The sequence below is a fragment of the Klebsiella sp. 10982 genome (assembly GCF_048589245.1).
Classification (GTDB): Bacteria; Pseudomonadota; Gammaproteobacteria; order Enterobacterales; family Enterobacteriaceae; genus Klebsiella; species Klebsiella quasivariicola.
This window is the reverse complement of sequence record NZ_JBMAXV010000001.1, coordinates 317237-323839: the sequence shown is the minus strand read 5'-3', so window position 1 is coordinate 323839 and position 6603 is coordinate 317237. Positions and strand designations below refer to the sequence as shown.

The following is a 6603-nucleotide window of genomic DNA, read 5'->3' as shown; positions in this document are numbered from 1 at the left end:
GAAATACCGCGACGAAATAAACCATGTATACCTTGTTTTCAGGTATACACAGGGTGTACATGGTGTTCATTCTCTCATTAACCATCTGATCGTTTATTAAACAGAATGATGTATACCGTGTAGACCTGAAATCCCAAAATGTAGGCTGGTGTTCATAGGTTAATATTATGTTTTATAAGCAATTTATAGCCTTTATGAACACCATGTATACCTTGAGGGCAAATTCTTTAAAACGCATCCATTCATTTCACGTTGTGCATCCCCTCGATTTCATTACCATCATTTCATTACTTGCAATGATTATTGTGATTGTTGCGTTTTTTATCATGTGATAACCAAGGGGGAAGCATGAAAAAGGAACACGTGAAACCCGTTCTTCTGAGCGCTGCTCAGGTTGCGGCATTAAAAGCCATCCAGGAGCAGGAACGCCAGAAATCCGGGTTTGGTATCGCACCATCAATCCATGATGTGGCGAGAAAAATATTTGATGTTGGGCTATCCAGAATGGAGGTAAGCCAGTGAGTTACGAAATTAAAATTGGGCAAAGAAGCATTGCTATCACTGATAACGTTTCTGAAGTGGTTGCGCCTAATGAGCAGATGGCGATTCTTTTTAAAGGGATGGCGAATATTTTTGGTGATCTGCGGGCCGTGGCAATGTTAGCTGAGGCGGAAGCCGATGCCGTAGAGGTTATCCGCAATGATCCGGATTTAAACGAAGCAGCAAAAAACCGCCGGGCCAGAGATGCGGCAAATAGAGACACACTCACGGCTTTCACTAGAAGTACGGCGATGATCAGCGAACAAGCTGAAAATATTCTCAATTATCTTAAGACCAAACTGGCCCCAGTTGCTCCGTTGGCCGAGGGTGATGTTGTCGGATTTATGCGAGATAGTGAGCTACGGAATGTATTTCGCTCGCTGGATGGAGCTGCGAAAGAAAAGCTGATGGTAGCAATGTATGCCGGGAATCAGACTGATTTATGTGACGCCCTGCTACGAGGTAACGCCATTTGCTCAGGCGTAACAGATTCTCAGCTGGAGCGACTGACTTTTGCCCGTATCGCCACAGATAACGGAGCCGTTATCAAATCTGTTTCTAACCTGGTAAAAGCCATTAACCGCAACCTGCAGCAAATCATCGCTGTTCGCACATGGTATGCAAATCTGGTATTTGGAAGCAATGACGACCCTCGCGATGTGGCTCCTCGAGTCTCCGGGCTGGCGAATCTGTCCGAGTACATTGATGGTATGGAAAAAATTAATTCCCGACAGGGTAAAGCAGATGATGAAGATGGGAAACAGGCCGCCTGATGGCGGCTTTTTCTTAACTGGAGAATGCTAAATGACAGAAGTGAGGAACGGTAAATTATGTTATTGAGCAAATCAGCCTATGCCAGGCACATGGGAGTAAGCCGACAAACAGTTTACGGCTGGATAGCACGTGGTGAGATTGTGCTATCAGGCGATAAAGTGGATGTTGAAGCAACACAGGCGAAGCAAAATTCTGCTGGTGCTGGTGCTGGTGCTGGTGCTGGTGCTGGTGCTGGTGCTGGTGCTGGTGCTGGTGATCATCACAATGCAATGACGTGGGCGCAGGCCGCCGCGTGGGTATGGGGGCATGACGGCGGGAAAGAGCTGCCGGCTGATATTAATGCTGGCCAGCGAATAGAGGCAGCAGCCGCTGAGCTGGGTTTTGATGTTCAGCACGAGCCCGATGAACAATTGCTGATTCTCTTCCGGTTGGATGAAGAAACCCACAGCTTCTATGGCAAAGATCACATGGCTGGTGGTCTGCGTTTCCTGCGTTCCGAGCTGGCCTATGTGGCCGCAATGCATCCCGACACCCAAGATGACTGGAGCGATACAGGATTAAAGGCACTCTGTCTGCTGGCAGGTGAGAAACTGTAAACCCCCCGGCCAAACCTAACTCCTCTAACTTGACACTTTTCGTGAAAAACAGGGAAAAGTGTCAACCCAACCTAACGGATCCTAACGCCTACGAACAGCAGCTACAGTAGAAGTGTAAAGGGCTGGCGTTGAGATTTGTTGAGCCTTGGCTGTTAGTATCTGTTAGTCCTGCCGGCAAAGTGTAAACCGCGCCGCTTTAGAAAACTTCAGGTACACGAACTCGCGAAGGGGAGGTGTTAAGCACTTCCCCAATGCAACCATCCTCGAGCCTCTTTCAGATCGCTGTTCTGGTTTGCCCGAACGCTGGCGTTCAGATTGAGTTGTCAAAAGTTGTCACCCACCGGCAGCGCCAGTGGGGATTTTTGTCAGAACGCGCTCTAAGTTACAGTTGCTTCAGTCAGAAAATTATATTCGATTCATACATAACTGAAACCTTTACCATTTAGTCCTTAACTGAAAATTTCATATACGGATAAGACGAGAAGATAATTCACCAACGGAACGCAATGGTATCGGCTTATATTATTATAGAAGCGGAAAATAATTTACCAAATGATGTCGCCACTGGAGGTGTGACCTTTAGCGCTTCTAATAAGATTAAAATCGACTATGCCATAGGGATAAACTTTTATAATTTCCAATACGACATTTAAACTTAAATTTAACTTTTCCTCTGCTGTTTTTGTGCGCAATACAATATTGGCTGAACCTTTTATTTTAGCACTTGGATAAATAAGTCCATCAATATCTGGGTGTTTGTTTAGAAGTAACCGGCTAAAGATTCTTGAGTATATGTAATTTATACTGCTTGCATTGATGCTATTCAACAGTTCAGCAGAAAATGCATCCATATACAAAAATGATAACAAGGCATGTATATCATTCTTACCTAATCGGCCAGTTAGTTTTCTAATTTCATCAGATAACGCCGATGAAATGGTACTATTCCCATGGTAGGAATTGTAAATTTCACCTATTGCAAAGCATCTTATACCATGATCTGCTTTTTCTGGTAAGTTAAAATGGGCCACTTGAATATATTCGCCTTCTTTGGCGTTAATTTCCGCAAGTGCAGTCCCTAGACTATATGAACCGTAAAAAATCGCTTTTCCTTTTTCATTCATTCGCCCAATTTGACATTTTTCTGGCGGAGGAGGATATATTTCACTAATATTACTGAATCCATTGCGGTCATAGCATTTCCTTGCCCTGAATATTGGCCTGTCATAGCCAAATGTAAAATTAATCCCACCGTAAACACCCAAGTACCAGCTTAGTAATTCTTCTATTTTTTCTGGTTTTTGTGTGCTTAACACATCATTACGGAACCGATCGAGGCTTTTAAGTTCTACAACTTTTACTTTTTTATTCATGAAGAATCTCTGCTGTATTATATTATAAACTATAATTTGAATGAGACTTATAAATCATATAATAATCATAGGGTTATAATCGGAATTAATTGAGTTGTCAATATTTTTTGGTTGTTATTATGAAGTGCAATCGTTACTTTTAGCTAAATCGGTTAGTACCAGATAGTGTTTGATAGATTGTAGTGTATGGGATTGAACAGTGCTTTTGCGAGGAAAGACCACTCTGATTTAATTTATGTTTTTGATAAAAACACTTTTTATAAATTAGATTAGAGTGGTGAAATTTTTTGTTCTCTATTTGTAGTGAATGTAATAAAGGAAACTTATTGAAATCATTATCCAAATTAATAATAGCGTTAACTTCAAAATAGAACTGGTGTGGAAATATATTTTGCGGATGGTATTGTTTAAGGATGTATTTTTTTTGTTTGATTCAACGGAAATTGCTGTGGTTTTTTCCTGAAGCTCAACTTGCCAATGAGCAATTGAAAGTTGTGTTTTCTCAGGTTTTCTATATGTCCATAAATCAATCAAATATGATGTTATATAAACTAACGTTGAGAAGGAAGCTAGCAAAATGAAAAAATTATTTTTATTCGTATCGGGAAAGACAACAAAGTATATTCCTTCAGCTAATAATAGCCATACGCCTAAAAACAAGAAGTAAAGTATACTGTTTAGCTTAGATATGGAGTGTCGTTTTAATTTTTTATTTACTAATGTACTGTAAATTCTACCAGAGAAAAGAGGCTCTAATAAGCTTACATGATATTCCCAATTCTTTTGCCAATATTCACCGCCTCTAATAATTTTAGATGAAATTATTGTTATAAGTACGCCTAATATGGCAACACTAGCAACCAACCCCAAAAGAGCATTACTTCCGCCTGAGTCGGGGGGTAGTCTGTAATATGCTGCAAGCAACACACCAGTTACAGTTATAAGGGACGCTATAAGAGTCCATACATAAGCTGTTCTCTTCCAATAAAGCTCTATTTCGAATTTACGAATATCATGCGCTTTATCATATGATTCTTTTAATGCGTCTAAATCTCTATTTGTTAAAAATTCTTTGTTAGGATCATTAAGGATTTTCTTTATATACAGGTTTGCAGTCTTTTCTTGAAAGTAAGTTTGAACAATCTTATCTTTATTTTTTTTATCTAATTTTTTCTCAGTGCTGCTACTTTTTAGCACAGTCAATCCCCGATTTAGCATGTTACTGCTCCTTTAACTTCACATGTTTAAGATATGATAGTAGCGTGCGATTATTATAAATCTACCACAGCTTTTACTAGTTTACAGTCTCTCAAAGATAATAATCAGTTTTAAAATGACGGTAGAACACAGATTTTAGCTTTTTGAACAGTCGTTTTTTAAGACATTGATCTGTGAGGTTTTATAAGCATCTGCCATACTTGCTAGCTGCTACTCACTGGTATCTTGCAAGTAGTTAATGATCGCGGGTTGCTTAATGAAAACAACTAAATCAAAACTAGCACACTCCGTGTTCAGTAGCTAAGCACAATGAAAAGTTAGATGTGTATAGGAATGTGTATAGAACTGAACTTATAACTTTGATACTAGCTGTAATTTAAGGGGTTAAAGAGGGTTGTATTGTTCCCTTCGCCGCTCCAAACTCCAGTCTCCTGACGTCTTCTAAACGCAATTTTCCCTTGATAAATCAGCGGTTATAGCTTTCTGTCAGTCTATTGAACTCCGACGGAGGACTCCACTTTGGTTGCGGGATCAGCGTCTTGCGCTGCTGGCGCTGGAGTAGTAGCGTTTAGTGATATTTTCGCACTTATCCTGTTTCCGCAGGATGAGTGATTTTACGCAGTCGGCTCGCGCTGACGACAACCGATACCGCAGAGGCCGCGGCGGCAACCCACAGCGCAACATGAATTGACCTTTCATCTGCTGCCAGCAGAACGCCTACGGCGGCGGCTCCCAGGCACTGCCCGAAAGTGCGCATAATGGATAAAACACCGGACGCATAACTCGCGTGCTCACGAATAACGTTTGAGAGCATTTCCCGGTTATTGGGACTCTGAAAGCAGCCAAACCCTATTCCGCACACCAGACTTCGCAGGCAGATATCCCACATTGAAGGGCTGGCGGGTAACGTCGCCAGCAGGATCAAACCGACGACAAAAATCACCAGCCCCAGGGTGGATATCGCCGGGGCGGATATCGTGTCCGCCCAACGGCCTGCATGCGGTGCAATCAGCACGATCCCTAACGGCCACGGCGTAAACAGCAGGGCAGACGCTACCGGACTGTAGCCGTATTCGCTCTGAAACAGAAAGGGCAGCGCAATAAAAGTGATCCCCTGGCTGACAAAAGCAATCATCGACGTGAAGGCCGCGAGGGTAAAACGTTCATTTTTAAACATGGTCGGCGGCAGTAAGGGATGATCCGTGCGGCGGATTTGCCAGATAAAAGCCATGCCGCTCAGCGCAGCGAGAGCCATCCAGCAAAGGCTGCCGAATTGATAAGTAGCGTCCTGGAGGCTGTTCGCCGCCATGATCGTCGAACCCAACAGCAGTGCCGACAATATGGCGCCCAGGGTGTCGAAGGGCGCCTGCATAAGGATCGCATCCCGCGGCAGCGCTCTGACCGCCAGCAGTAAGGCGAGGGTGCCGGGAAGAACGTTTATCGCAAACAGCCATTGCCAGCTCAGGGTGTGAAGGATCGTACCGCCCAATACCGGGCCGATAGCGGAGCTGGAGGCAATGAGCAGGGCATGGAACCCCAGAATGCGGCCAAGTAATCGTCCGGGAAATACGGACCTGAGTATTGCGGGGGCAATGCTCAGCGTCGCCGCGCCGCCGATCCCCTGAAGCACGCGCATACCGATAAGCACGTCGGGCTTATTCGCCAGCGCGCAGCCCAGCGATGTCAGGGTAAAGGTCGTCAGGCCCGCCAGAAATACGGGGCGATAACCCAGACGGGCCGCAAGCGCCGCGAATATCGCCAGCGTCATCGCAGCCGCCAGCAGATACCCGTTGGCGAACCAGACGGCAATACTGGCAGGTACCTGCATCTCCTGAGCCATTGAGGGTAGGGCAATGTTGATCATGGTGCCATCAAACACGCCCATTAAGGTGGCGGTCATTATTGCGGCCATCACCCGTGCGCGCGCCGGGCCAGGCAGGCCTTCGTCGCCGGGTTGACTGGAAAAGAGCGTCATCATTTGTCCTCTGAGAAGAGTGTATGGATGACAAAACTATAAAGATGGCTTTTACTGGGCGGAAGGCGCACTATTTTCACTTTATTGTTGCATCAAACGCCTTATCTTAATGTGCTGGGAGGAAGGG

The 6603-nt window shown here is 44.3% G+C and carries 6 protein-coding genes; 3 read left to right on the top strand and 3 right to left on the bottom strand.

Annotated elements, in window-relative coordinates; genetic code table 11:
- Nucleotides 1-348: 348 nt before the first annotated feature.
- The 3 genes from ACKLKD_RS01530 to ACKLKD_RS01520 all read left to right on the top strand — a co-directional run bounded on the left by ACKLKD_RS01530 (nucleotide 349) and on the right by ACKLKD_RS01520 (nucleotide 1910).
- Nucleotides 349-522, top strand: a complete 174-nt coding sequence (locus tag ACKLKD_RS01530) for a hypothetical protein (RefSeq protein WP_017880052.1) — start codon at nucleotides 349-351, stop codon at nucleotides 520-522.
- Entirely contained in the window at nucleotides 519-1313 is a 795-nt protein-coding gene (locus ACKLKD_RS01525; protein ID WP_017880053.1) for a hypothetical protein, read from the top strand. The genes ACKLKD_RS01530 and ACKLKD_RS01525 overlap by 4 nt, the downstream gene beginning before the upstream one ends.
- 270 nt (nucleotides 1314-1583) lie before the next feature.
- Nucleotides 1584-1910 carry a hypothetical protein gene (locus tag ACKLKD_RS01520; protein WP_107334272.1) on the top strand — a complete coding sequence of 109 codons (327 nt, stop codon included), beginning with the start codon at nucleotides 1584-1586 and terminating at the stop codon, nucleotides 1908-1910.
- Between the two features lie 545 nt (nucleotides 1911-2455).
- On the opposite strand, the gene ACKLKD_RS01515 is transcribed toward ACKLKD_RS01520, so the two are convergent.
- The 3 genes from ACKLKD_RS01515 to ACKLKD_RS01505 form a co-directional block, all read right to left on the bottom strand.
- Nucleotides 2456-3283 carry an RES domain-containing protein gene (locus ACKLKD_RS01515; protein ID WP_087804686.1) on the bottom strand — a complete coding sequence of 276 codons (828 nt, stop codon included), beginning with the start codon at nucleotides 3281-3283 and terminating at the stop codon, nucleotides 2456-2458.
- A gap of 294 nt (nucleotides 3284-3577) precedes the next feature.
- A complete protein-coding gene (locus ACKLKD_RS01510; RefSeq protein ID WP_087804684.1) occupies nucleotides 3578-4501 on the bottom strand; it encodes a hypothetical protein in 924 nt (307 codons plus the stop codon).
- A 586-nt stretch (nucleotides 4502-5087) separates the two neighbouring features.
- Entirely contained in the window at nucleotides 5088-6476 is a 1389-nt protein-coding gene (locus ACKLKD_RS01505) for an MFS transporter (RefSeq protein WP_087804682.1), read from the bottom strand.
- Nucleotides 6477-6603: the final 127 nt, after the last annotated feature.